The following is a 25,507-nucleotide window of genomic DNA, read 5'->3' on the forward strand; positions in this document are numbered from 1 at the left end:
TAACGCTATCATGCCGGCAAACTGGTTATCCATTACCCATTATCCCTCTCCCCTTGGTCCCCTGGCAGTAGTAACAGGCCCGGCGGGTCTCTGCCGCCTGGCCTTCCCCGGTGAGAAACCTGATGCACCCCCCAGCTACCTGGCCCAAAAATTCCCCGGCGCGACTATCAACGTGGATGAAAACGGCAGCTCTTGCCGGGAGGTTCTCCGGCAGCTGGACGAATACTTCGCCGGCCGGCGCTTTTCCTTTTCCCTGCCCCTGGACCTCCGCGGTACGCCCTTCCAGCTGGCCGTCTGGTCAGCCCTGCAGAGGATACCCTATGGTACCACCTGTAGTTACAGCGATATTGCCCTGGTCACTGGCAGGCCAGGAGCGGTCCGGGCCGTGGGCCAGGCCATCGGCCGTAATCCTGTTGGTATTATTATACCCTGTCACCGGGTCATAGGTAAGGATGGCCGGCTGGTCGGTTTTGGCAGCGGGCTGGCTACCAAGGAATGGCTGTTGAATTTCGAGGAAAGTAATTTAAAAACTAACCAAACATTAACCGGCAGATAACGATGGCGGCTATGAGGCTGGAAATATCGGCCAGAAGCCCCAGGGCCAGGGCGTAGCGATAGCGCCGCACCCCCACCGAACCAAAATAAACCGTCAGGACATAAAAGGTAGTATCAGTACTGCCCTGCATCACCGAAGCCAGGCGGCCGATAAAGGAATCCGGGCCGTAGTTAGCTATTAGTTCGGCGGCTATCCCCAGGGCCCCGCCGCCGGAAAGGGGCCGCATGATGGCCAGGGGTAGAACTTCCCCTGGCACGCCAATGAGGTGCAAGACCGGATTCAGTAGCCGCGCAAAGAGGTCCATGGCCCCGGAAGCCCGGAAAACCCCGATGGCCACCAGCATGCCCACCAGGAAGGGAATGATCTTTACCGCTACCTTGAACCCGTCTTCGGCCCCGGCAACAAAGGTTTCATAAACCGGCACGCCCCGCAGGTACCCGTACAGGGGGATAAAAAAAAGGACCAGGGGAATCGCCCAGCGCGAAATTTCAATTATGAGTTCGGTCAAGGTCCCTCACCCCCGGCGCCCGTTATAAAACCGGCGCAAGAAACGATCACCAGCTACGGCCATGATCATACTGAACCCGGTGGCTAAAATGGTAGGGCCGACGATGATGGTCGGGTCGGTGGAGCTGGCTGCTGCCCGGATGCCAATAATAGTCGCCGGGATAAGGGTCAGGCAGCCGGTATTTAACCCCAGAAAGGTACACATGGCCGGGGTGGCTTCTTCAGGGCGGGGGTTTAAAGTTTGTAATTCCTGCATGGCCTTGAGGCCAAAGGGGGTGGCGGCATTGCCCAGGCCCAGGATATTGGCGCTTAAATTCATTATTATAGAACCAATGGCCGGGTGGTCCCGGGGGATTTCCGGGAAGAGATAACGGGTAAAGGGGCGTAAAAGCCGCGCCAGCAGGGCTACCAGGCCGGCTTCCTCGGCAATCTTCAAAAGCCCCAGCCACATGGCCATGAGCCCTATCAGTTCAAAGGCCAGGTTTACGGCCGTCTGGGCCGCTTCCAGGGAAGCTTCGGTAACTACCTCAATGTGGCCGGTAAAGCCGGCCACGATAATGCCTGCCAGGAGCATTAATAACCAGATGAGATTAACCACTGCCAACCCCTCCATAATTTACCTTCCTGGTAACATTTATGAAGGGAATGGGCCTTCTAGAACAAAAACCCCGGCCTTTAAAAACCGGGGACTACTTCACTCCTCTTCCTGGGGGCGTAAAACCATTTTCGTCCGCACGGTAGCGGGGGAGTTATTACCGTTACCTTTTTCCTTCTTCCATTTCCCCAGGAGTTCCTGGATCCGCTCCAGCACCTGGGGAGCTACATCGATGATCCGGTCCACAACGGCGTTGCCGTCAACCGGCAGCAACCGGATTTGCTCCTTACCTACCACCAGGAAACCCACCGGCTGGACGGAAACACCGGCGCCGCTGCCGCCGCCAAAGGGTAAGGATTTACCGCCTCCACCGCCATCTCCCTGGCCGGGTTCGTATTCGCTACCTCCGGCAGCAAAACCGGCCGAAACCCGGGATACGGGGACGATCACATGGCCATCCGGCGTTTCAATGGGATCGCCGACAACGGTATTGACATCAACCATATCCTTGATGCTTTCCATGGCGGTCTTCATCAAGGCCTCGATGGGATGTTCGGGCAACTGCCCCTGCCCCCCTCATCTGCCAGACTATCCGCAGTAATAACCATAGAGATTGTACTCCGGCACTTATAATATGACCGAGCCTGAGGATAAATATGCAGTTAAAATCGGCCTGCCAGCCCGGCGTATCAAACCGGGGTACTACCTGCCATTCAGGCGCGCGAAAATCCAGGCGGGCCCGCCGCCGCAGGTTCTGGTACATCCAGCCCAGCAGGGTCCAGCTGCTGCCGTAAGCAAGAGCCGTAGTTGCCGGCTCACCTGTCCCCAGGGTTAAAAATAAACGGAAACGCCGGCAGGTCACCCGGGCGAAAAAATGCTGCCAGATGCCCTTTAAAATCTTTAATTTATGCAGCCAGTAGCCTAACGGCCCGGCGACGATGAAGCGGGCTATCCGGCCGAAAGTCCACCTTTTGCCCCTGGCAGGACGCCCGGCAACTTCCCCGGGTAATACTGCTTCTTCCCTTTCCCCCTGCACCAGGGTTTCCAGCCGCAAGTGGCTTGACCCTGGCCACCAGTCCTGGAGAGGAGAGAATGCCACTTCCCACCGGCCCCAGTCTCCCGGTAAATTAAGTTTCAGCTCCAGGTATTCTTCCTCAGCTACTCGCCGGTAAACTACTTCCAGTTGCACCGGTACCAGGAGTAATAAAAGGAATCCCGCAACTATCCCTGCCGTCCAGGCCCAGAACACTCCTTCACCCCCGGCAGCCAGTTTGCCCCTATTTTTCCACCGGCGGCGCCTTATATACTATTCCTTCCCGGCCGCTGCTTCATCCAGGGGCGGCAGTTCGGATAAATCCTTTAAGCCCAGGAATTCCAGGAAACGGGGAGTGGTAGCATAAAGGATGGGCCGGCCGGGAGCGTCTTTCCGGCCGGCTTCCTGGACCAGCCCGCGGCTCAGCAGGGTACTTAAAACCCCATCCACCTTGACCCCGCGGATATATTCTATTTCCGCCCGGGTAACGGGCTGGCGATAGGCAATAATGGCCAGGGTTTCCAGGGCGGCGATGGACAGGGCCGGTAACTCTGGTTGCAGGAAGGCTTCTACATAATTAGCAAACTGGGGCCGGGTGCACATCTGGTAGCCGCCGGCTACTTCCCGGATCTGCAGGCCCCGCCCCTCTTCATCATAGAGTGTTTTCAGTTCTGCAGCCAACTCAACTACATCGTCGCTACTCAACCCCAGGCAGGCGGCCAGGGTACTCACCGGCACCGGCCCCCCGGCCACAAAGAGCAGGCACTCCAGGGCTGCCCTTTTATCCTCGCTAAAAAATAAAGGCATAGGGATCACTCCCGAGCAGCAGCGGAATCGCTGGCAGAAAGCCGCCTTACTATAATACTGCCGAAGGCTTCCTCCTGGGTAAGGGTTATCCGGCCCCGGCGGGCCAGTTCCAGCAGGGCCAGGAAGGTTAGCGCCACTTCCAGGCGCGTGGGCCTGGGACTTAGAAGGGAGGCCAGGGTGAGTTCCTCCTGCTGGTGCAGGTGGCGCAGGATGGTGCGTATTTGCCCCACCAGGGTTAGGGCCGGGCGGGTAATGGTCCGGGTTTCTGGCTTGCGAGTTACAGGCTGCCTCGCCAGCACCCTGGCCAGGGCCCGGGCCAGATCCAGGGGGGTTACCCCGGCCAGGGGGTTAATACCCGCCAGGGCCCGGGCGACAGCCTCCTGGTCCAGGGGCCGGCCAAAGACAAGGGCTCCTTTAGCAGCCAGATCACCAAGATGGGCGGCTGCCTCCCGGTAGCGGCGGTATTTTATAAGACGCTCGGCCAGGAGCCTGGCAGGATCTTCTCCCTCTCCTTCTTCTTCCTCTTCCGGCCCACTCTTAAGCGGGCGTTGCAGGAGCAACCTGGCCTTGAGGGCTAACAGTTCGGCACCCAGGACTAAAAATTCACTGGCCCAGTCCAGGTCAAGCTCCTCTACTTCATGGAGGTATTCCAGGTACTGGGCCGTCACCTCGGTCACGGGGATGGCCTGAATATCGATTTCCTGGCGTTCAATAAGGGTGAGGAGGAGATCGAGGGGGCCCTGAAAAATATCCAGCCGTATATTGCCGATCATACGCCCCACCCCATTAAAGTTAAACTCCCATGGCCTCCCGGACCATGGCCATGGTACGTCCTGCCGTGATCCTTGCCTTCGCGGCCCCGGCCGCCAGAATTTCCTCAACTAATTCCGGCCGTGCTGCCCACCTGGCCCGCCGCTCCCGGACCGGCTCCAGGACGGCGTTTATTTTCTCTGCCAGGCGTTTCTTGCAGGGGACACAGCCGATACGGCCGCCCCGGCAGTTGACCCGTGTCTCTTCAACTTCTTCTCCATTATAGATCTCGTGGTAGGTGTGGACCAGGCATACTTCCGGGTGCCCGGGATCGGTCTTGTGAATCCGCGCCGGGTCGGTGATCATCAGCCGCACCCTTTCCCAAACCTCTTCCGGTGAAGCTGACATAGGAATGTCGTTGTGGTAGCTTTTACTCATCTTGCGCCCGTCAATACCGGGTACCATGGCCACTTTAGCCAGCAGGGCCTGGGGTTCGGGGAAAAGTAGAGTTTTGTAGAGGTGATTAAACCGGCGCGCCACTTCCCGGCAGAATTCCAGGTGGGGCAGCTGGTCCTCGCCCACCGGCACGGCGTCGGCCAGGTAGATAAGGATATCAGCGGCCATCAGGAGGGGATAGCCCAGGAAACCATAGGTCGACACGTCCTTACCCTCTTTGCCCAGCTGCTGGATCTGGTCCTTGTAGGTGGGGACGCGTTCCAGCCAGGACAGGGGGGTGAACATGGAAAAGAGCAGGTGGAGCTCCGCATGCTCCTTGACATGGGACTGGACGAAGATGGTGCTGCGCTCGGGGTCTAAGCCGGCGCCCAGCCAGTCAAGAAGCATGGCCCGGATATTCTCCTGGAGCTCTGCGGTATTGTCGTAACCTGTGGTCAGGGCGTGCCAGTCGGAAATAAAGTAAAAGCACTCGTTTTCTTCCTGCAGGCGCACCCAGTTTTCCAGCACGCTCAAATGACCAATATGCAGCCGCCCTGTGGGGCGCATGCCGCTCAAAATACGCATTCTATGAAACACTCCTCTACTTATACAAATGCCAGGCCGCTGGCCGTAATAATCAGGTTGAGTACCAGGGTCACCAGGGGACCCATGATGCGGCCGATAATGCCGGTGGCAATCAGGAGCAGTAAAAGCAAGGTGCCGTAGCTTTCTAACTGGTAAACTGCCGCCGCCCCTTCCGGGGGTAAAATGCCAGCCAGGACGCGGGAGCCGTCCAGGGGCGGCACCGGGATGAGGTTAAAGACGGCCAGCACCACGTTATAGCCCACCAGCAGGTTTAAAAAAGTAGCCAGCCAGTAGCCGCCGATAGCAAAGCGGAGAAATAGCTGCAGGACAACTGCCGCCAGGTAAGCCAGCACCAGGTTCATGGCCGGACCGGCCAGACCCACCAGCATCATCCCCTTGCGCCGGTCCATCTGGAAGTAATAGGGGTTGATCTGCACCGGTTTGGCCCAGCCAAAACCGGCCACAACAAGGAGCAGGGTTCCCAGGATGTCCAGGTGGGCCAGGGGGTTTAAGGTTAAGCGGCCCTGGTTCCTGGCCGTCGGGTCGCCCAGCAGGTAAGCCATCTTGCCATGGGCATATTCATGGAAGGTCAGGGCGATTAAAATAGCCGGGATGCCTAAGACCAGCTGAGGTAAACTTTGCAGGTGCATGGCTGTCTCCTTTCCCTCAGGGTAATACCCGGGCCGGGAGCCGGCTCCAGCCCGCCACGGCCAGGATAAAGATCAGGGCTTCCGGGGCCATACCGGGGCCGGCCGGCAGGCATTCCGGCAGGGACCCTCGCGCCAAGCAGGGAGCCAGTTCCGGTAACAAATCCCTGGCGGCATAAATCAGGTTACGCTTTTTGCGGCCGAAGTTTACGCTATCCAGGACCTCTGCCAGGGCTGTTGCCCTTAATTTTACCGTGGCGATTAAAAAATAAACCAGGCTGGCCTCCAGGGGTCGCTGGCCCCGCCACTTCCACTGGCAGAGTAGTTTTTCCGCCCGCCGGCCGGCGGCCACATCGGGCAATCCGGCCCCCGGTAGACCCTGCCAGCCCAGGTCAATTAAACTTTCCCAGGCTGCTACCGGCCGCCGCTCTTTAAGCAGAAGGATAAATTCCTGCCAGAGGCGTTTCGGTTCCAGCAGGTCCAGGTAACCTCCTGCCAGGGCCTGCCTTACTAAAGAGCAGGTCTCTTCTTCCCAGATAAATTTCAAGCGGGTGGCGAAACGCACCCCCCTTAAAAGGCGGGTCGGGTCATCACGAAAGCTGTTCCGGTGCAACACCCGCAAGGTTTGCCGGGCCAGGTCTTCCCGCCCGCCAAAGGGATCGAGGATTTCACCCAGGTCCCTGGCCATTAAGGGCAGGGCCATAGCATTGACGCTAAAATCCCGCCGCGCCAGGTCAGCTTCAAGGGTGGCGGGCTCCACTTCGGGCAGGGCCCCGGGCCGGGGATAATATTCCTGCCGGGTGGTGACTACGTCCACCCGTTCGCCGCCCCAGTAGACGGTAGCCGTCAGGAAGCGATCGTGAAAAGCCAGGCGCCCACCCAGCTGCCGGGCCAGTTCCCGGGCAAAGAGGAGGCCATCGCCCTCCACCGCCAGATCCAGGTCGACCTCGGGCCGGCCCAGGAGCAGATCCCGGACCGTCCCGCCTACCAGGTAAACCCGCTGGCCTTTAACGGGCGCTATTTTCCTGGCCTGGGCCAGGATGCGTAGCTGGTTGCGACGGAAGAGTTTCTGGTAAGGGATCATAGGTTGCCAGGTAATTTACCTGGTACAAACCAGCCGGGCCGGGACGACATCATTGCGCAGCAGGTCATTGTAATCTTCCCGTTTTAAAATCAGGTCGGCGTTTCCTTCCCGGACCAGGACGGCTGCCGGCCGGCCCAGGCGGTTATAATTGCTGGCCATGGTGTAGCCATAGGCGCCGGTACAGGAAATGACCAGGATATCGCCGGCCTCCACCCGGGGAAGGTCCGCCTCCCAGATGAGCATATCGCCGGATTCGCAGCATTTACCGGTAATGGCTACCGTCTCTGCCGCCGGCAGATTGGCTTTATTGGCCAGGATGGCTTCGTAATTAGCCCCGTAAAGGGCGGGGCGAATGTTATCGGCCATGCCGCCATCGACGGCCACATACTTGCGCACCCCGGGAATTTCTTTAACGGTACCCACGGTATAGGCAGTGCTGCCCGCCGGCCCGATAATGGCGCGGCCCGGCTCAACGATTACAAGGGGTTGAGGCAGGTTTAAGGCCCGGGCTTCCTCCCTGACCCGGGCAAGGATCGTTTCCGCATAGGCACTAACCGGCCGGGGATGATCCTCAGCAGTATAATATATGCCAAAACCGCCTCCCAGATCAAGCTCGGAGGTAAGCAATCCCGTCGCTTCTTTAATGGCGGCGGCCAGCTCCAGCATGACGGCAACCGCCTGGCTGTAGGGTTCCAGCTCAAAGATCTGGGAACCAATGTGGCAGTGTAAACCCTTGAACTCAATACCTGGCAAATCCTTGACCCGCCTGGCGGCCTCCAGGGCCTGGCCATTGGGCAGGGTAAAGCCGAACTTGGAATCAATCTGGCCGGTACGGATATAATCATGGGTATGGGCTTCAATCCCCGGTGTCACTCTTAAAATTATCCGGGCCACCTGGCCCCGTTCCGTGCTCAAGCGGCTTAAAAGCTCCAGTTCGGCAAAATTATCAACTACAAACCGCCCTATCCCGGCCTCCAGGGCCTGGCAAAGTTCAGCATAGCTTTTATTGTTGCCGTGGAAGTAAATGTTTTCTACCGGAAAACCGGCCGCCAGGGCCGTATAAAGTTCGCCTCCGGAAACAACATCCAGCCCCAGCCCCTCACTGGCGATAATCCGGCACATGGCGGTAGTCAAAAATGCCTTGCCGGCGTAGATAACCCTGGCCAGGCCTTCTTTCACGCCAAAGGCCCGGTAAAACTCCCGGCAGTTGTTACGGATACACTCTTCGTCAAAGATATAAAGGGGCGTGCCGAATTCCCGGGCGAGTTCGACAACATCGCAGCCCCCGATGGTAAGACGGCCTTGCGCATTTACCTGCATGGTACCCTGCAAGTGCATTAAAACCGGTTACTCCTTTCACCCAATATACTCTCATTTTAACCGAGGCTGCCTGCTATGTCTAGAAAAATTAAGGGAACCCCCGCCGGTTCCCTCGCAGGCACAACCAATCATGTAAAATACTGTATTTGTGCTAAATACTGGTTTTTATTGCCTATTGCCCTAACTGGCCCGGGGCAGGGCCAGCAACTGGCTGTATACCGCCAGGGTGTTGCGGGCCATGACGGCCGTGGTAAAGTTTTCTTCCGCCAGGCGGCGGCCGTTCTGGCCCATGACCGTGCCTGCCTCCGGATTCCGCAGCAGGAAGGTTGTATAGCGGGCCAGTTCCTGGTAGTTGCCCATGGAGACTAAAAAGCCGTTATAACCGGGACGGATTATTTCCGGCATACCGCCGGCCCGGCTGACGATAATGGGCCTGGCCGTGGCCATGGCTTCCAGCATTACCAGGCCGAAGGGCTCCTGGAAAGACGACGGGTAAAGGCAAACCTCGGCTGCTTTATACACCGCCGGGATTTCCTGCCAGGGGAAAAAGCGGATAAAGACATTCTTGTCCAGGTCCAGGCTGGCAATGAGATCCTGGAGCCAGGCTACTTCCGCCGGTTGTTTCTGACCCCAGTCGACGGTATTGGTAGTACCGGCCAGAATCAGTAAAACGTCGGGAATTTCCCGGCGGATAAGATCAAGGGCGCGGATACTGACGTCACAGCCCTTGGCCCGGCTCATGCGGGCAGGATGGAAAATAAGCCGCCGGTCCCGCCATGCCGGATAGGTGGCATAGATGGCCTGGATGTCCACCGGGGACGGCGGCCGGAAGGTGGTCGTGTCGGTGCCGTGGTAAACTACCGTCACTCGCCCCGGGGGATAGCCATTTACTATCAGTTCCTGGCGTATGTAATGGCTGACGGCTATAACCTGGTCCCAGCCTTGCGCCAGGGTATTCATCCTTGCCCACAGTTCGTCTTCCCAGACGTTATGGGCCGTGAGGACGAGGGGCCAGCCGTGGCGGTGGCAGATTTCCTGGAGGCTGGCAGCATGGACAAAGCTAAAGTAATGGAAGTTATGGGCGTGAACAATGTCGGGCCTGCATTCCAGTAAAAATTTTTCCAGCAGCTGCTTGATTTCTTGCGCCCTGGCTTCAATGGTTTCAGGGGTGAGAGAATTTAGATCAAGTAAAGGTGAACGTTTAATAGTTACTCCCCGCCAGCTTTCTCTCGCCGGCGTGCCGGGGGCTGTGGCCGTCAGGAGGCTTACCTGGTGCCCCTGTTGGACCAGGTAAGGGCACAAGAGGGCCAGGTGGGATTCCACGCCCCCGATGATCGGTGGAAAAGCCCAGTGTAACATGGCAATGCGCATATTACATCAGCCTCCCATTGTTAAGAAAAATTACCAGCTTTATTTTATATAATGTCCCTGCTGAAAGTCAATAAAGGGCAAAACCTTCAGGCTTCAATGATGACTTTAATAGCACCCTCTTTCTTCAAAACATGGGCAAAAATTCGCCCCTCCTTTTCTTCAAAAGCCAGATCAAGACGGCTACCGGCCACAGCCAGATTCTTGACTTCCACCCTCCTGGTGCCGGGTATTAATATGGGCCGGGATATATAAAGGGTACTATCCCGTAACTCAATGCCCAGCAGATGCTGGAGGAAGGCAAACAGGCTGCCTACCGCCCAGGCCTGGGGGTCACAGGCCACAGGGTAACGCACCGGCCCGCTCAGGCCCCGGCGGGTAAAGCCGCAAAACAATTCCGGCCAGCGACGGTAATTAAAATAAGAACTGGCGGCGAAAAGGCCGCCGGCCAGCCGTGATAACTCCTCCAGGCATTGATAGCGGCGCAGGCCGGCAGCTATAATCGCATTATCATGGGGCCAGACGGAACCGTTATGGTAGCTCATGGGGTTATAGGCCTTTTCCTTTTTGCTCATGGTGCGAATACCCCAGCCGGAATAAAAGTCCCCGGCCAGCAGGCGCCGGGCCACCCTCCGGGCCCGCTCTGGTTCCAGGATACCGGTAAAGAGGGCGTGGCCGCCGTTGGAGACCAGGGTGGTAAAGGGCCTTTTTTTACCATCCAGGGCAAAAATCAAGTAGCCCTCTTCTTCCAGCCAGAAATCCCGGTTGAAGCGCATTTTTAACCTACTGGCCCGCGACTTCAGTTCAGTCGCCGTCATTTTGTCCCCCAGGACCGTTAATAAATGGGCGGCTTCCAGGAGGGCCAGGTAGTAGTAAGCCTGGACTTCTACCAGGGCCACAGGGCCTTCAGGGATGCGCCCTTCCCGGTCGACTACGGCATCCCAGGAATCCTTCCACCCCTGGTTGGTCAGGCCCGCTGGCGATTCCCGCTGGTATTCCAGGTACCCGTCACCATCTAAATCACCGTAACGCAGGCACCAGTGCAGGCAGCGCCGTAAAGGGGTGGCCATTTCCTGTAACAGGTCCTGATCTAAAGTCCACCTGTAGGCGGCAGCAAGGAGGATAATAAACCACAGGGTGGCATCTATGGAACCATAATAGGGGCTGTGGGGTACTTCCCGGCAGCGGGTCATCTCGCCCCGCCGCAATTCATGGAGGATTTTTCCCGGCCTTTCTTCCCGCCATTTGTCCACCTGCTTCCCCTGGAAGCGGGCCAGGAAACGCAGGGTATGGCGGGCCAGGTCGGGGTTTAAGATAAGGGCCTGCCAGGAAGTAATGAGAGAATCCCGGCCAAAAGGAGCGGTATACCACGGTATCCCGGCCGCAATAATTTTCCCCTCCCCGGGATAATCAATTTCCAGGGCCTTCAGATCGGTAATGGCCGTGCGGAACATATCATTAATAAAATTGTTATCCGTCCAGATCTGGGTGGATTCCTTTTGCCACTGGTGGTAGGAGCCGGCCAGTTCTATGGTGGCCGCTGAAAAAAGGTCGCTGATATGCGTGGCCGGGGACAGGTTTTGCCCGTCGGGTTCAATCTTTAAGTGCAGGTAAATCTTTTTCTGGGGTGGCAGGGTAAGGTCATAGGAAACTTCGGCCCGCCCTGGCCGGGCTACAATACCGGCCGGTGCCGGTGCAAAGGTAATATGGGTGGTCCGGATCACGTTGTCCAGACCCTGGTAAGCGAGGATTAACCCCTGGGGGTGAACCTCTGTTGGCAACAACTCTCCCCGGCGCTTGCGCTGGCTGCCGCGAACCTCAAAAACATCCCGGAAATCAGCACCGATGGTAAAATGAAGGTTTAAATTTACGGGGAAAGGATTAAAATTGATCAAGCGCAAGCGTTGATAGAGGGCCCCTTTAATCAGCCGCAAAAGGCGGAGGTGGATGGTCTGGGCGGGTACTACTTTGCCATCAGGTAAGGCAAAAACAGGATTGGTTAATTCAATCTGGGCAAAATGGCTGTCGCGCACAGAGGAGGAAAGAAAAACAGGTCGCCGCCCGCCGGTACGGAGTTCCAGGCAGTTTAAGTAACGGGTATCATTATAATACAGGCCCAGGCTGCCGTTATCCTGGTCAATAATTGAACCATCCGGCAGGGAGATAGCGAAAATACTCCCCTCTTTAAGTACCTCTGTTTGGGGTTCAAAAACGCAGGGATTATTACGCAAATCCAGCTGTGTTTCCAGCATATCCCGCCCTCCAGCTTTTTTTCGTAAGAATTCGGCAGGTGCCCTGGCATATCCTTCCTAAAATAAAAGGACTTAATATTTGCATTTCGTTACCAGTATGATATAATAATTTTGTATAACCTGGAACGCTGAATTGCGGTGCGCAGCCGTAAGCGGGGGACCCACTTTTGCCGGGGTGAATCTCGCCGGTTAATTCCGGCGAGTAGGGCTAACCTTCAGCCCGAATCCGTCAGCTAACTTCGTAAGCGTGGAAGGGGATATGTGACGGTACTTTCATACCCCGGTCCCCCGGGGTTTAATTTTATTTTAAAGGAGTGAAGTAAATCCCGGCAACAGGCACAGGCTAAAAGGAGGTATGCTAAGTGGCTAAAAAACAGGCTCCTAAAATTATTATGGTTTCCAACCGGGGTGCGTACAATTTGCAAGCCACTGACAGCGGTATCCAACCTGTACCGGCCATCAGCGGCCTGGTCTCGGCAGTAGAACCCTTCTTGAAGGAAAAGGGCGGCGTCTGGGTTTCCTGGGGCGGGCGTGAAGCGCCGCAGGAGAACAGCCCGGGGGTACGTTTAGCGGTGCCCCGGGAAGATCCGGCCTATACCTTCCTGGAGGTTCCCCTGACTGCCGGGGAAATAAAGCTTTATTACCACGGTTTTACCAACGGCGCCCTGTGGCCCCTGTGCCATTATTTTTTAGAAAAGTGTCGTTATAACTCCCAGGAATGGTCAACTTATGTTCGAGTTAACGCCAAATTTGCGGAAGCAGCGCTTATGGAAGCCAGGGAAGGCGATACCGTCTGGGTCAACGACTATCACCTGGCCCTGGTACCGGCCCAAATCCGCCACCGCAAGCCGCAATTAAAGCAGTTCTTTTTCTGGCACATCCCCTTTCCCCACCACGATCTCCTGGCCACCCTCCCCTGGGCGCCCCAAATCTTGCGCGGTCTCCTGGGGACAGATGTCCTGGGCTTTCATTTGCAGTCTTATGTCGATAATTTCCTGAATGCCGTCGCCACCCTGCTGGGTGCCCGGGTGGATTTTGAGCACAATGTTGTCTACTGGCAACAGCGGCGCATCCATGTCGGTGCCTGGCCCATGGGTGTCGATTACCAGGCCTTCCAGCGCCAGGCATTGAACCCTGGGACCCGGGCCCGGGCTGAAACCTTGCGCTGCCAGTTCGGCGTAGAACACCTGGCCCTGAGTGTAGAGAGGCTGGATTATACCAAGGGTATCCTGGAAAGGCTGCTGGCCTGGGAACGCCTGCTGGAAGAAGTACCCGAATGGCGCGGCCGGGCGGCCCTGGTCCAGATTGCCGTACCCAGCCGGACGGCCGTACCGGCCTACCGCCGGCTCAAGGAAGAAGTAGAAGCTGCCGTGGGCCGCATTAATGGCCGCTTCAGCGAAGGTAGTTATCGCCCCGTCCACTACTTCTGGCGGGGCCTGCCCCGGCAGGAGCTGGTAGCCTATTACCTGGCGGCCGATATCATGCTGGTTACACCTTTAAGGGATGGCCTGAACCTGGTGGCCAAAGAATACGTGGCTTCCCGCCGTGATAGCAGCGGGATCCTGGTCTTAAGCCGCTTCGCCGGTGCCGCCCAGGAACTTAAGGGTGCTGTCCTCGTCAACCCATACGATATTGATGGCATGGCCATGATTTTAAATACAGCCCTCAATATGGGCCGGGCCGAGCAGGAAAAAAGGATGCGCCTGTTGCAGGAAAAGGTGCGCCGCCATGATATCCGCTGGTGGTTGACCTGTTTCCACCAGGCCATGATGGCCCGGGAAGAGGAAACGGCAGATGTCTCCGGCTCAGCTGGCAGCTAAAGTCCGGGATTACCCGCAAGTGCTCCTCATGTGTGACTACGATGGCACCCTGGTCCCCCTGGCGCCCAGGCCAGAACTGGCCCGTCCCGGCCCCCGCCTCCTGACCTTGATCCGGCAACTGGTATCCAGGCCAGGCTTGCACCTGGCCATTATTAGTGGCCGGAGTTTAAGGGACCTGTTAGAGCTGCTGCCAGTGGGGGGGCTTTACTATGCCGGCCTGCACGGGGTGGAAGTAGCCACCCCGGAAGGGCGGATCATCAGCCTCCTGCCGCCCGGGCAAGAAGATATCCCCTGGGATGAAATTTTCAGGCTGGCCTGTCGGGTGGTAGCAGGTATTGCAGGCCTCTTTGTGGAAAATAAAGGTGAAGCTATTGCCCTGCATTACCGTCTGGCCGACCCACAGCTTGCTGCGGCAGCCCTGGAGCAGTTTCGCCAGGGGCTAAAACCCTTTTTAAAAGACAATCTCGAACTGCTTCCCGGTCACAAAGTGCTGGAAGTTCGCCGCCGGGGGATTAACAAAGGCCTGGCCGTAACATACTTCACCAGGCAATGGCCGCGGGCATTACCCGTCTATTTAGGCGATGACCGGACTGATGAAGATGCCTTTGCAGCCTTGCCCGCCGGCGGCCTGGCCATCCGTATCGGTAAACAGGTTGCCAGCCGGGCTCGTTATTTTTTACCATCCCCGGCAGCAGTTGTCCAGTTCCTGGAGCTTTTAACCTCTTTTTAACACCAGGCCGGGTCTATCCTGGCCCTGGTAACATAAAGATAGTTTAGCATGCTGAAAACGAGGTGGTATTTGTTGTTAACGGTCCAGAAAGCCATTATTCCTGCTGCCGGCTGGGGCACCCGCTTCCTGCCGGCCACTAAGGCCCAGCCCAAGGAAATGCTGCCTATTGTCGACAAGCCGGCCATTCAGTTTATCGTTGAAGAAGCTGTTAACGCCGGCGTAGAGGATATACTCATTATTACCGGGAAAAACAAACGGGCCATTGAAGATCACTTTGACCGTTTCCTGGAGCTGGAGAACCTCCTGCGGGAAAAAGACAAAGAAGACCTCCTGGCCCTGGTGGAAGGTGTGGCGGCGCTGGCCGATATCCACTACATACGGCAGAAGGAACAACTCGGCCTGGGCCACGCTGTTTACTGTGCCCGTAAATTTATCGGCCAGGAGCCCTTCGCCGTACTCCTGGGTGACGACATCATCGTCAACCATCCCTCCTGCCTGGAGCAGATGCTGGAAGTTTACAGTGAAGTTAAAGCCCCGGTGATTGCCGTCCAGGAAGTACCCCGGGATGAAGTCAACCGTTATGGTATCATCGAACCCTTAGAAATAAGCGACCGTCTCATCGAGGTTAAAGACCTGGTGGAAAAGCCGCGACCGGAAGACGCGCCCTCTAACCTGGCCGTCATCGGCCGCTACATTTTGGTGCCGGCGATCTTCCCCCTCCTGGCGGAAGTCCAGCCGGGAGCCGGCGGGGAGATCCAGCTAACTGATGCCCTGCGCCTGCTGGCCCGGGAGGAACGGGTATATGCCTACCGTTTCCAGGGTAAGCGCTACGATATTGGCGATAAATTGGGCTTCCTCCAGGCCACGGTGGAATTCGCCCTGGCCCGGCCGGACCTGGCCGGCCCCTTCCGGGAATACCTGGCCGGTATAATCTCTTCGGCCCCGGGCAATCTGGAGGTTGCTACCGGCGAAGGTTCTTGAACCTCCGGCTGGCCATACCATCCTGACCGGCGACCTGAGGCATGGTTCTATACTGCCACGGCGTTACTCCATTTACCGCAGCGGTCGCCCCAGCGGGCCAGGACTTGCCGCCCTTCCCGCAGTTCTACCACTTCACAGTGGTTGGCGCAGCCCTGGCATTCAAAACCGCCGCTACGAAATTCCCGCCCGGTAAGATCAAAACCGCGGAAGGCACTTACCGCGGGACGCATTTCCCTGGCCAGGAGGGCGGCTCCCAGGGCCCCCATAACCCCATAATGTTTCGGGACGATGACCTCCGTCCCCAGGGCGCGGTTAAAGGCCTGGCGCATGCCGGCATTGGCCGCCACCCCGCCCTGGAAGACAACGGGCGGGAGGATTTCCTTACCCTTGCCGACGTTGTTTAAATAGTTACGCACCAGGGCTTCGCATAAGCCGGCGATAATATCCTCCAGCGGATGGCCCTGTTGCTGTTTATGAATCATGTCAGATTCGGCAAAGACGGCGCAGCGGCCGGCAATGCGTACGGGACTACGGGATTCCAGGGCGCGGCGGCCGAACTCTTCGATAGGAATTCCTAAGCGGGCCGCCTGCTGGTCCAGGAAGGAGCCGGTGCCGGCGGCGCAGACGGTATTCATGGCAAAGTCCGTCACTATGCCCTGGCGGAGAATGATAATCTTGGAATCCTGACCGCCGATCTCCAGGACTGTCTGTACCCCTGGCACGGCAAAACTCGCCGCGAAGGCATGGGCGGTAATTTCGTTTTTGATCACATCGGCCCCCACCATGACGGCTGCCAGGGAACGGCCGCTGCCGGTAGTACCGGCAGCGGCGACGCTTATATCTTTACCCAGGGTAGCTACAACCTGGCGCAAGCCCTCCTGGATGGCCTGGATGGGCTGGCCACGGGTACGCAGGTAGACGGTGGTAAGTACCTGCCCCTGTTCATCCAGGGCTACAACGTTGGTGCTCACCGAGCCAACATCTATACCTAGGTAAATTTTTGGCATTTGTTTTCAGCTCCTTGGAACAGTTTTTGCTGGAGGTATGTCCCTCGCCGCTCCGCCGCTTTTCTCCCTTTCTGCCAGCGCAGCATATCCACGAAGGCTTCCAGGCGGGTTTGCAGGCCGGCTTCACCTGTTTGCTCGTCCAGGTAAATGGTCATAACGGGTATGCCCCTGGCTTCCTGGACGGCCGGCATAACGGAGTGGGCCACTATTTCCGGCATGCAGGTTAATGGTGCCAGCTGGATGACGCCGTCGCAGCCGTGCCGGGCAAAGGTGACTGTATCTCCTACCGACTCCCAGCCATGGCCGCCGACAAAGTGGTTTAAAAAGGGCGGGGCCGTTTTTTCCGGGTGGTGGCCGGGCAGGGGCAGGAGACCTTTAAACAGGTTATCGTTAATCCAGCGGCTGAGGAAAAGGCCCCGGACCACTTCTACCCCCAGGGCCCCCAGGCGCCTTTCAATATTCAGGTTAACCAGGGGCTCCAGGAGGGTATAGATTTCGCCGACAATGCCCACCCGCAGCAGCGGGCCTCCTCCGTGCCGGGGTATTTTCGCCATTTCGCTTTTTGCTTTTTTAACGATCTTTTTTATCTCCCCGCGGCTGCCGGCCGCGTCCAGCTCACCCAGAGCCTGCTGGAAGACGGCATCAGCCTGGCCAGGCTTTGCTTCCCGGGGTCGCAGGTGTTGTACTTCCTGTTCCAGGGAATCGACGGCGCAGGCCTTTTGCCAGGCAAGGATTACTCCCCTGACCCCTTCCTGCCATGGCCGCCGGTTCAAGTATTTAACTTTATCCCAGACTTCAGAAAAGTGAACATCCGGCGGTTCAAAGACCACCATTTTATATTCACAGCCGATGTCCCGGAGGATCTCCCGTTGCACCTGGGCGTAATAACCGATGCGGCAGGGCCCCACCCCGCCGGCCATGACGATGGTATCAGCCCCCAGTTCTTTTGCCTCCAGGAAATTACCCAGGTTGACCTTTAAGGGCAGGCAGGCCGATTCCGGCGCATGGCGCACGCCCAGTTCCAAAGTGCGGCGGGTGCACGGTGGTGGGACCACCACCTCCAGGCCAATGCCCTCCAGGGCCGTTTTCAGGATTAGCCAGAGGTGGCCCATATGGGGGAACGTTACTTTCATGCGGATCGCCTCCGGTAGAGCATATCCATGAAGGCCTCCAATCTGGTATCGAGCCCGGCCTCGCCGGTATGCTCGTCTAAAGTCAGAAGCAAAAAAGGCTTGCCCCGCCGGCGGGCATAGCGTTCAGCCAGGTCACCCACCAGGGAATCGGGACCACAGCCAAAGGCTGTCAGGTGAATCAGGCCGGCGACGTTTTCCTGTTCCATCAGGTGCAGGGCCGCCCCCATAATCTTACGGCCCAGGGTCCAGTAGAGGAGCTTGGGCAGCTGCCGGCAGGCTGTTTCTACCTGGAGGGGGGTTAAATTTTCCGTTAAAATCACCTTGCCGCCTAACCTTTGTACCTTTCCGGGGATATCCATGCCCAGGAATTGATCAAAAATAAGGTAACCATGGCCAATAACCCCCACCTGCAAAGCGTCCCGGCTCTCTTGGCCCGGGCTGGAAAAAGAACGGTAAACTCTTGAAGCCGGCTCTTCCTCGCTGCAGCCAGCTGTAGCCATACTTTCTCCCTGCTGCTTGGCCAGCCAGGCGTGGTAACGATCCTCTGCCGCCGCCCTGGCCAGATCTACCCGACTTCCCTTTATCCCCAGTGCCCCGGCCATTCCCTGCACGGCCGCCGCCAGGCCTTCCTCGGGTCGGCGGGCCAGGTTAACCGTAGTATCAATAATGAGCGGGCAGGGCTTTAAAGCCGCCCGCAGCATGTCCGGTAAGCCCATAAGTTTGGGGCAGATAAAGCTCTTTTTTTCTACACTGACCAGCCGGGGTACAAAAAGGGCATCTACTCGCGGGACCAGCCAGGCAGCGTGGCCGTAATAGACCTTTACCGGCAGGCAGGCTTCGGCTACCGCCAGGCTTACCCCCAGGTCCATGATTTCTTTGCAAGTCGGTGGCGAAACTACCACCTCGGCTCCCAGGGCCTGGAAAAAGGTTTCCCACCAGGGGCCGTAGTAATAATAAAAGAGGGCGCGCGGCACTCCCAAACGCCACTTATTATTTTTCATGGTTATCATCCTCGTCTTCCATAAATTGCGGCCAGATGCGCTTCTCCCGCTGCAAGGGCTTGCGGGCCGGTTCCGGGTAGGGCTGCCGGTCCAGGTCCAGGGGATGCAGGGCCCGGGGCCGCAATTTTTGTAAGGGTACCGGTGGCCGCACAAAAATGTCCTTTAGAGCGCTACCGTTAAAGGGTATCAGGGGCCAGAGATAGGGCAGGCCGAAGGATTTGGTGGTAAGCAGCAATAAAAAGGTGCCCAGGGTCACGGCCACAAAACCGGGCAGGCGGAACAGCCCCACGCCGATTAACAAAGCAATCCGTACCAGGGTATTGGCCATACCCAATTCATAGCTGGGGGTGGCAAAGATACCGACGGCGGCAATGGCCATATAAAGGATTACTTCCGGGTTAAAGAAACCTACCGCGACGGCAATTTCACCAATCAGTACAGCGGCAATTAATCCTAAAGCTGTGGCCAGGGCTGTAGGGGTATGAATGGCTGCCATACGCATCAGGTCAATACCCATCTCGGCAAAGATAAATTGCACTGCCAGGGGGATGGCCCCTAATTTTTTCGGCCCGATCCAGGAAAGGTCCGGGGGTAATAGATCCGGTTGCAGGGATACCAGGAGCCACAAGGGCGGCAAAAATACGGAAACAGCCACGCCTAAAAAACGTACCGTGCGTAAAAAAGTACCGATGAGGGGCGCCTGGCGAAATTCTTCGGCGTGCTGGAGATGGTGGAAAAGGGTTGCCGGGAGGATCATGACGCTGGGAGATGTATCCACCATCACCAGGACGTGCCCCTCCAGGAGATGGGCGGCGGCTACATCCGGCCGCTCGGTATAGCGCACCCGCGGGAAGGGATTCCAGAAACTCCCGGGGCCAATAAACTCCTCCAGGGATTTTTCCGCCATGGGGAGGCCATCCATCTTGATGGCTTTAATCTTTTCTTTAATTGTGTCTACCAGGCGCGGGTTGGCTATGTCTTTAATATAAACCACGGCCACATCTGTCTTGGACCGGCTGCCGACCTGGAGCATTTCCATCCTCAGCTTGGGGTCGCGCACCCGGCGGCGCAGTAGATTGGCATTAAACAGTATGGTTTCCACAAAATTATCCCTGGAGCCGCGTACCACCCGTTCCAGGTCGGATTCTTCGGGCATGCGGGCCGGATATTTGCGGACATCAATGGCGATTACTTTGTTAAAACCATCAACAATCAAGGCAATTTCGCCGCACACGATTTTATCCACTGCTTTGTGCAGGTCATCGACATCTTCGACCTGGATATAGCTTACGTACTTGTTGTACAATTGCAAGAACGCATTGGGAGTAAGGTCCTCCTCTTCCAGCCGGGAGAAAGAGGTAAGGATGTAGGTCATGATTTCATCTTTTACCAGTCCGTTGATATAAAACAGGGTGGCCCTACGTCCTGCCAGGGTAATATCGCGCCGGATCACGTCAAAACTTTGGCCCACCCCCAGCTCCTCCATAATCCAGTCAACGTTGACATCAAGTTTTTTATCAACCTTGACAATATCGCCTAAAATAGTCATTTTTTTTTAGTTTTCACCCCTTCTATCCCCGGGGATTAAAAAGAACAGCCATACAAAAGCCAAAAATAACTGCCGCCGCAATACCTGCAGCGCCGGCGGTGACGCCGCCGCTGAAGGCCCCCAGGAGCCCTTTAGCCTGGACGGCTTCGAGGGTACCCTGGGCCAGGTTATGACCAAAACCGCTGATGGGAATGGTGGCTCCCGCCCCGCCGATTTTCACCAGGGGCCCGTAGAGGCCCAGGGCGCTTAAAATCGCCCCCCCCGTGACAAACCCTACCAGGATATGGGCCGGTGTTACCTTATACGGCGTCAGATCCATAATGAGCTGCCCCACCAGGCAAATGAGGCCGCCGATAAGAAAGGCCATTACGATACTCACCGGGTTATACCTCCTTTCATTACCCCAGTTTCTCTATCACCACGCCGTGGCCGATGCCGGGTATGGATTCCCCCTGCTGGGTCGCCGTTGTGCTCAACAGGGCCCCGGTACCAACCCCCAGGATGCGCTTATAGCGGCCTTCATTTAGTTTACCCATTAAATGGCCGGCAAAAACCACCGCCGAGCAGGCACAGCCGCTACCGCCGGCATGGGTATCCTGGCGTTCATGATCATAAATCAGGATGCCGCAGTCGCTGTAATTCTTAGAGACATCGTACTTTTGCTCGCCCAGGAGTTTGGTGGCAATCTCATGCCCCACCCGGCCCAGGTCACCGGTAATAATCAGGTCATAGTCAATAGGACCCCGGCCGGTATCCTGGAAGTGGCGGACAATGGTATCGACGGCCGCCGGGGCCATGGCTGAACCCATATCGTTGGGGTCCTTAATCCCCACATCCAGCACCCGGCCGATGGTGGCATGGGTGATGCGGGGCCCATTGCCCGCCGGGGCCATTAAAACGGCCCCGGCCCCGGTAACCGTCCACTGAGCCGTCGGCGGTCGCTGCACGCCCTGTTCGGTAGGAAAGCGGTACTGGCGTTCCGCCGTATCATAGTGGCTGCTGCAGGCGGCCACTACATGGTGGGCAAAACCGCCGTCAATGAGTATGGCAGCCAGGGCCATGCCCTCATACATGGTGGAGCAGGCCCCGTACAGGCCCAGGAAGGGTATCCCCAGGGTCCGGGCGGCATAGTTGGCGGAAATGGTCTGGTTTAACAGGTCACCGGCCAGGAGGAAGTCGATATCCCGGGGTTTTAACTGGGCCTTGGCAATAACCATTTTGACCGCTTCTTCCAGCATTTTGCGTTCGGCCTTTTCCCAGGTTTCCTCACCGAAATAGCTGTCATCGATCACCATGTCAAAGGTGTTGCCCAGGGGTCCCTCCCCTTCCTTGGGGCCAACAACTGAGGCCGTGGCCACAATCACCGGCGGGTTGGCAAACTGGATGGTATGTTGCCCTACTCTTTTGGGTGCGCTCAAATGCCTTCACTCCTACTTCAGGAAATAAGCAATAAGGCCTATTAAGACGGAAACAATAAAGCCGTATACCAGTACCGGCCCGGCAACGGTAAACATCCTCGCCGCCACACCAAAGACAAAACCTTCCCGTTTAAACTCCATGGCCGGCGCCACAATGGAGTTGGCAAACCCGGTTATAGGGATAATAGAACCGGCACCGGCGACTTTACCAATCTCATCGTATATCCCTAAGCCGGTCAGGAAGGCTCCCAGGAAAACCATAACTATTACCGTTGCGGAAGCAGCATCCCTGGGGTTTAAACCGGCAGAAGCAAAAATAAGGGTGATGACCTGGGCCAGGGCCGAGATGATCCCGCCGATCCAGAAGGCATTGAGGGCGTTAACAATAACCCTGGGCCTGGGTTTAACGCTGTCAGCCAGGCGCTGGTAGGCCTGCTGGTCGTAGGTTTGTTTTTGCTGCCTTACCTGTTCCGCCAGGGTCAGGGGTTTCTTGGGCGGCCCCGGCTGTTTGGTACTATCAGCCATTACCTTCACCTCGGATTTTTATCGCTCGGCTATATTATCGACCACCGGGAGCCCTGTTTATACGTAAAAAGTCAACCGCTGGGTAATTATGCCAGCAGTTGACTTCACTTAAATACTTACATAAAATTTTTACTAAGATTGGCGAGGGAGTTGAGACATCTTTTGAAACATCAGCCATATTACGGGTTTATCGGCAATGGCGAAACAGCCGCCCTTATTGCTCCGGACTTTTCCATCGCCTGGCTGTGCGTGCCCCGTTTTGACAGTTTTCCCCTTTTCGCTGCCGCCCTGTGCCCAGAAAGTGGCGGCAGCCTGCGCCTGAACATTGAACCCAAAATAACGCCTGTAAGCCAGCGCTACCTACCGGAAAGCAATGTTCTAGAAACTATTGGTAAGGGGCATGGCCTGCAGGTTACTGTTCTGGACTTTATGCCATGGGGCTACCACCATTTAAGTCGCCTGATCATTCTAGAAAATACCGGTACAGTAACTTTAAAGCCTAGGGTAGATTGGGTGGCCCGGCCCATTGTTACCAGTGTCCATACTTTTAAAGTCCGGTTCCAGGGGTCTTTCCAATTTATCTCCGGTCCCGAAGGCGCAGCCTGCATCGGCATGGTCGGTTCACCGGGACCTACTTCCACCCTGACTTTAAAACCGGGTGAAAAGCATCACTTCTGGCTGGTTCTGGCTTACGGCTCCAGTTTAACCCTGGCCCGCCAGCACTGGACGGCGGGCTTCTACAGTTCCCTGGAAGAAAATCTCACCTGGTGGCGCCAGTGGCTGAGGAAAGCCCGGCGGCCCCATACTGCTAACCCGGAAGTTATAGAAGCATACTACCGCAGCTTGATGGTTTTAAAACTCCTAACATACGAGCGTACCGGCGCCATTATTGCGGCGCCGACCACCTCTTTTCCCGCCGTACCCGGCGGCAACGACAACTGGGACTACCGCTATTGCTGGCTGCGGGACGGGTATTTCACCGCCCTGGCCTTTGATGCCGCCGGCTATCATGAGGAAGCACGCAGTTTCTATGAATTCGCCCTTTCTTTACAACAGCCCGACGGGGGCTGGTATATGCCCCTGGTACCTGTGGAAGGAAGAGGTGGTACCGAATACATCGCCGGAGACCTAGCCGGCCCCAATGGGGAAAAACCCATTCGCTTCGGCAACGCTGCCATGCACCAGATTCAGCTGGATAATGCCGGTAACGTCCTGGACGGCCTGTGGAACCACTACCTGGCCACCCGGGACAGGGAATATATCCGCTCCCGCTGGGATGCCATCCGCCGGGCGGCCATCTGGCTGGAAAATTACTGGGACCAACCGGAAAACGGCATCTGGGAAATCCGCGAACGCAAGGATCACTGGCTATATGGTAAAATCCTTTGCTATGCTGGTTTAACAGCCGCCTCCCATTTATCTATCGAAATGGGGCGGTTGCAGTGGGCCTGCCGATGGCACCGGGCGGCAAGTCGCGTCCGCCGCCAGCTCCTGATCCACGGCTGGTCGGTAGAGCGCCAGGCCTACCTGCAACATTACGGGCCTGACGCTCCCCTGGATATATCCGTGCTGGCCCTGGAATTTTATGGTTTACTGGCAGCCAACCATCCCCGTTTACAGAAGACGGTAGCCGCCATGGAAAAGCCTGCGCCTGTTGCCAGGGGCGAGCCTTCAGGCCGGGGTGGGCTTAATATGTGGGGAGGGATCGCCCGTTTTGAACACGCGGCTATTCCCTTTTACCTACCCACCCTGTGGCTAGGGCGCTATTACCTCCACGCCGGCAACTACGAGCGGGCGCATGAACTATTACAGGTCTGCCTGGATAATGCCACTGACCTTTACCTGATGGCTGAACACTTCGACCCCCGGACCGGCGAGCAGTGGGGCAATTTTCCCCAGGGTTTCAGTCACCAGGAAATAGTCCGGTTCTTGCTTGACTACGCCTACCGGGAGGAATAACAAAGGGCTCCAGGTATATCCGGAGCCCAACAGCATCTTTTCCTTCTCACCTGGGCGGTCGCCTCCCTCTAATTCCCCAGGGCCTGCAAAGGGGCGGGGATGCGGCCGCCACGGCGGATCATAGCCGCCGGGTTAAAGTTATTGACCTCCATAACCGGTGCCCGGCCCAGGAGGCCACCGAATTCTACCATTTCCCCGGGCCTTTTCCCCGGGACAGGTATGACCCGCACCGCCGTGGTTTTATTGTTCATCATGCCAATGGCCGCTTCATCGGCTATGATGGCGGCAATGATATCCGCCGGGGTGTCGCCGGGAATAGCAAACATATCCAGCCCAACTGAGCATACGGCCGTCATGGCTTCAAGCTTCGCAAGGCTTAAAGCGCCGCTCTCCACCGCCCGGATCATGCCGTTATCTTCACTCACCGGGATGAAGGCGCCGCTTAAGCCCCCGACGTAGGAAGAAGCCATGGCCCCTCCCTTTTTGACGGCGTCATTGAGTAAAGCCAGGGCGGCCGTGGTGCCATGGGCGCCACAGCGTTCCAGGCCGATGGCTTCCAGAATTTCCGCCACGCTGTCCCCCAGGGCATTGGTAGGAGCCAGGGAAAGGTCGACAATGCCAAAGGGCACTCCCAGGCGGGCCGAAACCTCCCGTCCTACCAGTTCCCCCATGCGGGTCACTTTAAAGGCTGTATTTTTAATAATTGTCGCGAGTTTACCCAGGTCAGCCTCCGGGTGCTGGCGTACTGCCGCCAGTACAACCCCGGGACCGCTGATGCCGACATTTAATACGCACTCTGGCTCACCGGGGCCGTGGAAGGCCCCGGCCATGAAGGGATTGTCCTCCGGGGCATTGCAAAAGGTCACCAGCTTGGCGCAGCCAATCCCACCCCTGTCAGCCGTAAGCTGCGCCGTCTCTTTAATCAATTGGCCCAACTCGGCGATGGCGTCCATATTCATCCCCGCCCTGGTGGTGGCCACATTGATGGAGGCGCAAACGCGCTCAGTGGTGGCCAGGGCTTCCGGCAGAGAATTAAAGATGGCCCGGTCACCTTTAGTAAAGCCTTTATGTACCAGAGCACTGAAGCCGCCGATGAAATTCACGCCTACCGCTGCTGCCGCCCGGTCCAGGGTTCGGGCCAGGGGGGTGAGGTCACTTTCTCCTGAAGGTTCACCCACCTGGGCAATGGGTGTTACGGCTATGCGCTTATTAACAATAGGGATGCCATAAGCAGTTGCCACTTCCTCGCCAGCGGCAACCAGTTTCTCCGCCCGGCTAGTTATTTTATCGTAAACGCGGCGGCAGGTTTCCTTAAGACTTCCGGTGGCACAATCACGCAGGCTGATACCCAGGGTAATGGTCCGGATGTCCAGGTTTTCTACCTGGACCATGCGGATGGTTTCTAAAATTTCTTCTGGTGTAAAAGAAAATAAAGTCGGCATTGT

25 protein-coding genes and 1 riboswitch are annotated in these 25,507 nt (G+C 57.1%); of the genes, 5 read left to right on the forward strand and 20 right to left on the reverse strand.

The annotated features are described in order from the left end of the window. Nucleotides 1-10 precede the first annotated feature (10 nt). Nucleotides 11-556 (forward strand): methylated-DNA--[protein]-cysteine S-methyltransferase, encoded by a 546-nt coding sequence (locus tag MGLY_RS18630; protein WP_156275418.1) that lies wholly within the window; start codon nt 11-13, stop codon nt 554-556. Here MGLY_RS18630 and MGLY_RS15695 read toward each other — a convergent pair. The 12 genes from MGLY_RS15695 to MGLY_RS15750 form a co-directional block, all read right to left on the reverse strand. Beyond that, nucleotides 531-1,064, reverse strand: coding sequence for a spore maturation protein (locus MGLY_RS15695; RefSeq protein ID WP_156275420.1), 534 nt, complete (start codon nt 1,062-1,064; stop codon nt 531-533). The two genes, MGLY_RS18630 and MGLY_RS15695, sit on opposite strands and share 26 nt — an antisense overlap. A gap of 6 nt (nt 1,065-1,070) precedes the next feature. Then, nucleotides 1,071-1,661 carry a nucleoside recognition domain-containing protein gene (locus tag MGLY_RS15700; RefSeq protein ID WP_170291127.1) on the reverse strand — a complete coding sequence of 197 codons (591 nt, stop codon included), beginning with the start codon at nt 1,659-1,661 and terminating at the stop codon, nt 1,071-1,073. Between the two features lie 96 nt (nt 1,662-1,757). Then, on the reverse strand, nt 1,758-2,219 hold the full coding sequence (gene ytfJ, locus MGLY_RS15705) for a GerW family sporulation protein (RefSeq protein ID WP_156275424.1): 462 nt from the start codon (nt 2,217-2,219) through the stop codon (nt 1,758-1,760). Next, on the reverse strand, nt 2,155-2,907 hold the full coding sequence (locus tag MGLY_RS15710) for a DUF2953 domain-containing protein (protein ID WP_156275426.1): 753 nt from the start codon (nt 2,905-2,907) through the stop codon (nt 2,155-2,157). The genes ytfJ and MGLY_RS15710 overlap by 65 nt, the downstream gene beginning before the upstream one ends. A gap of 57 nt (nt 2,908-2,964) precedes the next feature. After that, complete coding sequence (gene scpB / locus MGLY_RS15715; RefSeq protein WP_156275428.1) at nt 2,965-3,498, reverse strand: SMC-Scp complex subunit ScpB; 534 nt, start codon at nt 3,496-3,498, stop codon at nt 2,965-2,967. A gap of 5 nt (nt 3,499-3,503) precedes the next feature. Further along, complete coding sequence (locus MGLY_RS15720; RefSeq protein WP_156275430.1) at nt 3,504-4,271, reverse strand: segregation and condensation protein A; 768 nt, start codon at nt 4,269-4,271, stop codon at nt 3,504-3,506. A 19-nt stretch (nt 4,272-4,290) separates the two neighbouring features. Continuing rightward, entirely contained in the window at nt 4,291-5,268 is a 978-nt protein-coding gene (trpS, locus tag MGLY_RS15725; protein ID WP_156275432.1) for a tryptophan--tRNA ligase, read from the reverse strand. A gap of 20 nt (nt 5,269-5,288) precedes the next feature. Continuing rightward, a complete protein-coding gene (locus tag MGLY_RS15730; protein ID WP_156275434.1) occupies nt 5,289-5,918 on the reverse strand; it encodes a site-2 protease family protein in 630 nt (209 codons plus the stop codon). Between the two features lie 16 nt (nt 5,919-5,934). Continuing rightward, nucleotides 5,935-6,999, reverse strand: coding sequence for a tRNA nucleotidyltransferase/poly(A) polymerase family protein (locus tag MGLY_RS15735; protein ID WP_156275436.1), 1,065 nt, complete (start codon nt 6,997-6,999; stop codon nt 5,935-5,937). A gap of 15 nt (nt 7,000-7,014) precedes the next feature. Then, complete coding sequence (gene lysA, locus MGLY_RS15740; RefSeq protein WP_170291128.1) at nt 7,015-8,337, reverse strand: diaminopimelate decarboxylase; 1,323 nt, start codon at nt 8,335-8,337, stop codon at nt 7,015-7,017. Between the two features lie 162 nt (nt 8,338-8,499). Beyond that, a complete protein-coding gene (locus MGLY_RS15745) occupies nt 8,500-9,690 on the reverse strand; it encodes a glycosyltransferase family 4 protein (RefSeq protein ID WP_156275438.1) in 1,191 nt (396 codons plus the stop codon). A gap of 86 nt (nt 9,691-9,776) precedes the next feature. Then, the gene (locus MGLY_RS15750; protein ID WP_156275442.1) at nt 9,777-11,939 is read right to left on the reverse strand and encodes an amylo-alpha-1,6-glucosidase; all 2,163 of its coding nucleotides are present in this window, start codon (nt 11,937-11,939) and stop codon (nt 9,777-9,779) included. A gap of 116 nt (nt 11,940-12,055) precedes the next feature. After that, a riboswitch (cyclic di-AMP (ydaO/yuaA leader) is annotated at nt 12,056-12,202 on the forward strand. A gap of 99 nt (nt 12,203-12,301) precedes the next feature. Between MGLY_RS15750 and MGLY_RS15755 the strand changes: the two genes are divergently transcribed. From MGLY_RS15755 to galU, 3 genes are all read left to right on the forward strand, one after another. Further along, a complete protein-coding gene (locus tag MGLY_RS15755) occupies nt 12,302-13,759 on the forward strand; it encodes an alpha,alpha-trehalose-phosphate synthase (UDP-forming) (protein WP_156275444.1) in 1,458 nt (485 codons plus the stop codon). Continuing rightward, nucleotides 13,734-14,489 (forward strand): trehalose-phosphatase, encoded by a 756-nt coding sequence (otsB, locus tag MGLY_RS15760; RefSeq protein ID WP_156275448.1) that lies wholly within the window; start codon nt 13,734-13,736, stop codon nt 14,487-14,489. The genes MGLY_RS15755 and otsB overlap by 26 nt, the downstream gene beginning before the upstream one ends. A gap of 72 nt (nt 14,490-14,561) precedes the next feature. Next, a complete protein-coding gene (gene galU, locus MGLY_RS15765; RefSeq protein ID WP_246187359.1) occupies nt 14,562-15,470 on the forward strand; it encodes a UTP--glucose-1-phosphate uridylyltransferase GalU in 909 nt (302 codons plus the stop codon). Nucleotides 15,471-15,517: 47 nt separating this feature from the next. Here the strand turns inward: galU and MGLY_RS15770 are convergent, their stop codons facing one another. From MGLY_RS15770 to spoVAC, 7 genes are read right to left on the reverse strand one after another with little or no spacing between them, the layout of a single operon-like run. Then, the gene (locus tag MGLY_RS15770) at nt 15,518-16,477 is read right to left on the reverse strand and encodes an acyl-CoA dehydratase activase (RefSeq protein ID WP_156275452.1); all 960 of its coding nucleotides are present in this window, start codon (nt 16,475-16,477) and stop codon (nt 15,518-15,520) included. Then, a complete protein-coding gene (locus MGLY_RS15775; protein WP_156275454.1) occupies nt 16,459-17,610 on the reverse strand; it encodes an acyl-CoA dehydratase activase-related protein in 1,152 nt (383 codons plus the stop codon). The genes MGLY_RS15770 and MGLY_RS15775 overlap by 19 nt, the downstream gene beginning before the upstream one ends. Beyond that, the gene (locus MGLY_RS15780) at nt 17,607-18,611 is read right to left on the reverse strand and encodes an acyl-CoA dehydratase activase-related protein (protein ID WP_170291129.1); all 1,005 of its coding nucleotides are present in this window, start codon (nt 18,609-18,611) and stop codon (nt 17,607-17,609) included. The genes MGLY_RS15775 and MGLY_RS15780 overlap by 4 nt, the downstream gene beginning before the upstream one ends. Then, nucleotides 18,601-20,160 carry a spore germination protein gene (locus MGLY_RS15785; RefSeq protein ID WP_156275456.1) on the reverse strand — a complete coding sequence of 520 codons (1,560 nt, stop codon included), beginning with the start codon at nt 20,158-20,160 and terminating at the stop codon, nt 18,601-18,603. The genes MGLY_RS15780 and MGLY_RS15785 overlap by 11 nt, the downstream gene beginning before the upstream one ends. Nucleotides 20,161-20,182: 22 nt before the next feature. Continuing rightward, entirely contained in the window at nt 20,183-20,527 is a 345-nt protein-coding gene (gene spoVAE, locus MGLY_RS15790; protein WP_170291247.1) for a stage V sporulation protein AE, read from the reverse strand. Between the two features lie 31 nt (nt 20,528-20,558). Continuing rightward, complete coding sequence (spoVAD, locus tag MGLY_RS15795) at nt 20,559-21,578, reverse strand: stage V sporulation protein AD (RefSeq protein ID WP_156275463.1); 1,020 nt, start codon at nt 21,576-21,578, stop codon at nt 20,559-20,561. A gap of 12 nt (nt 21,579-21,590) precedes the next feature. Continuing rightward, on the reverse strand, nt 21,591-22,103 hold the full coding sequence (spoVAC, locus tag MGLY_RS15800) for a stage V sporulation protein AC (RefSeq protein ID WP_156275465.1): 513 nt from the start codon (nt 22,101-22,103) through the stop codon (nt 21,591-21,593). Between the two features lie 162 nt (nt 22,104-22,265). Here spoVAC and MGLY_RS15805 point away from each other — a divergent pair, with 162 nt between their 5' ends. Beyond that, the gene (locus MGLY_RS15805) at nt 22,266-24,062 is read left to right on the forward strand and encodes a glycoside hydrolase family 15 protein (protein WP_170291130.1); all 1,797 of its coding nucleotides are present in this window, start codon (nt 22,266-22,268) and stop codon (nt 24,060-24,062) included. 68 nt (nt 24,063-24,130) lie between these two features. Here MGLY_RS15805 and MGLY_RS15810 read toward each other — a convergent pair whose 3' ends face one another. Further along, nucleotides 24,131-25,504 carry a PFL family protein gene (locus tag MGLY_RS15810; RefSeq protein ID WP_156275469.1) on the reverse strand — a complete coding sequence of 458 codons (1,374 nt, stop codon included), beginning with the start codon at nt 25,502-25,504 and terminating at the stop codon, nt 24,131-24,133. Between the last annotated feature and the right edge of the window lie 3 nt (nt 25,505-25,507).

Source organism: Moorella glycerini (assembly GCF_009735625.1).
In the GTDB taxonomy this organism is placed as follows: domain Bacteria; phylum Bacillota; class DSM-521; order Neomoorellales; family Neomoorellaceae; genus Neomoorella; species Neomoorella glycerini.

What these genes read in the sequence shown, in the direction of transcription:
- MGLY_RS15750 (WP_156275442.1), bottom strand. Translation starts at nt 11,939, where the DNA reads ATGCTGGAAACACAGCTGGATTTGCGTAATAATCCCTGCGTTTTTGAA.
- MGLY_RS15730 (WP_156275434.1), bottom strand. Translation starts at nt 5,918, where the DNA reads ATGCACCTGCAAAGTTTACCTCAGCTGGTCTTAGGCATCCCGGCTATT.
- MGLY_RS15775 (WP_156275454.1), bottom strand. Translation starts at nt 17,610, where the DNA reads ATGAAAGTAACGTTCCCCCATATGGGCCACCTCTGGCTAATCCTGAAA.
- MGLY_RS15735 (WP_156275436.1), bottom strand. Translation starts at nt 6,999, where the DNA reads ATGATCCCTTACCAGAAACTCTTCCGTCGCAACCAGCTACGCATCCTG.
- MGLY_RS15720 (WP_156275430.1), bottom strand. Translation starts at nt 4,271, where the DNA reads ATGATCGGCAATATACGGCTGGATATTTTTCAGGGCCCCCTCGATCTC.
- spoVAC (WP_156275465.1), bottom strand. Translation starts at nt 22,103, where the DNA reads ATGGCTGATAGTACCAAACAGCCGGGGCCGCCCAAGAAACCCCTGACC.
- lysA (WP_170291128.1), bottom strand. Translation starts at nt 8,337, where the DNA reads ATGCACTTGCAGGGTACCATGCAGGTAAATGCGCAAGGCCGTCTTACC.
- otsB (WP_156275448.1), top strand. Translation starts at nt 13,734, where the DNA reads ATGTCTCCGGCTCAGCTGGCAGCTAAAGTCCGGGATTACCCGCAAGTG.
- MGLY_RS18630 (WP_156275418.1), top strand. Translation starts at nt 11, where the DNA reads ATGCCGGCAAACTGGTTATCCATTACCCATTATCCCTCTCCCCTTGGT.
- MGLY_RS15770 (WP_156275452.1), bottom strand. Translation starts at nt 16,477, where the DNA reads ATGCCAAAAATTTACCTAGGTATAGATGTTGGCTCGGTGAGCACCAAC.
- MGLY_RS15780 (WP_170291129.1), bottom strand. Translation starts at nt 18,611, where the DNA reads ATGAAAAATAATAAGTGGCGTTTGGGAGTGCCGCGCGCCCTCTTTTAT.
- MGLY_RS15785 (WP_156275456.1), bottom strand. Translation starts at nt 20,160, where the DNA reads ATGACTATTTTAGGCGATATTGTCAAGGTTGATAAAAAACTTGATGTC.
- trpS (WP_156275432.1), bottom strand. Translation starts at nt 5,268, where the DNA reads ATGCGTATTTTGAGCGGCATGCGCCCCACAGGGCGGCTGCATATTGGT.
- scpB (WP_156275428.1), bottom strand. Translation starts at nt 3,498, where the DNA reads ATGCCTTTATTTTTTAGCGAGGATAAAAGGGCAGCCCTGGAGTGCCTG.
- MGLY_RS15810 (WP_156275469.1), bottom strand. Translation starts at nt 25,504, where the DNA reads ATGCCGACTTTATTTTCTTTTACACCAGAAGAAATTTTAGAAACCATC.
- MGLY_RS15745 (WP_156275438.1), bottom strand. Translation starts at nt 9,690, where the DNA reads ATGCGCATTGCCATGTTACACTGGGCTTTTCCACCGATCATCGGGGGC.
- spoVAE (WP_170291247.1), bottom strand. Translation starts at nt 20,527, where the DNA reads ATGGCCTTTCTTATCGGCGGCCTCATTTGCCTGGTGGGGCAGCTCATT.